Consider the following 1,085-nt stretch of genomic DNA (forward strand, 5'->3'; position numbering starts at 1 on the left):
TTGCGCTTGTCCGTCTGGTATCGCTGCTGATACATCACACTGCCGCAGTCTGCACAGAACAGTATGCCGGAGAACAAGCCCACTTCATCATAGCGGTTGGGGCGTTTGCGCTGCTTGCGAAGCTCCTGCACCCGTTCCCATGTTTGGGTGTCTATGATAGGCTCGTGGTGGTTCTCGAATATCGCTTGCTTTTCCTCCGGGTTTTCTACGCTGTGCTTGACTTTGTAAGAGAGTTTTTCCGTCTTGAAGTTTACCAGGCAGCCCGTGTATTCCCGGTTTTCAAGGATATGCACAACGGTATTGGTCGCCCACTTGCACTCATAGCCGGGGTGGTAGCGGCGGGTGCTGCCCGTCCTGCGGTATTCCAGCGTCCCCGGCGTGGGGATTTGCTGCTCTGTGAGCATACGGGCTATCTTGGTCGGACCGTTCCCGGCAAGGCAGAGGTTGTATATCTGCTTAACTACGGGTGCAGCTTCCTCGTCAATAATGAAATTTTCGTCCTCGTCCATGAGGTAGCCATGCTGCTCTGTGAGCATACGGGCTATCTTAGTCGGACCATTCCCAGCAAGGCAGAGGTTGTATATCTGCTTGACTACGGGTGCAGCTTCCTCGTCAATAATAAAATTTTCGTCCTCGTCCATGAGGTAGCCATACACAGGCTTGCTTGTGATGGGCTTGCCACTCATACCTTTTGAGCGTTTTACTGCTTTGATTTTCTTGCTCGTATCTCTCACCAGCCATTCGTTAAATATATTCCGCAGCGGGGCAAAGTCATTGTCGCCCTGTGCGCTGTCCACTCCGTCATTGATAGCGATGAAGCGGACGCCTTTCTGTGGGAAAACCATTTCCGTGTACATTCCCACTTGCAGGTAGTTTCGCCCTAACCTCGACATATCCTTTACGATAACTGTCCCGACTTTTCCGGCTTCAATGTCCGCAAGCATGGCTTGAAAACCGGGTCTTTGAAAGTTTGCACCAGAATAACCGTCGTCCGTGTACCAGCGCAGATTGGAAAAGCCGTTCTGCTTTGCATAGGTTTCAAGGATACGCTTCTGATTGGAAATGGAATTGCTCTCGCCTTGCAG

The 1,085-nt window shown here is 51.4% G+C and carries 1 protein-coding gene; it reads right to left on the reverse strand.

The window, feature by feature from the left end:
- Positions 1-1,085, reverse strand: a 1,085-nt coding sequence (locus tag DXD12_RS15710) for a recombinase family protein (RefSeq protein ID WP_243105408.1), incomplete at both ends; no start/stop codon positions are given.

Origin of the sequence: Clostridium sp. TF11-13AC, assembly GCF_003481065.1 — a bacterium.
In the GTDB taxonomy this organism is placed as follows: domain Bacteria; phylum Bacillota; class Clostridia; order Lachnospirales; family Lachnospiraceae; genus Otoolea; species Otoolea fessa.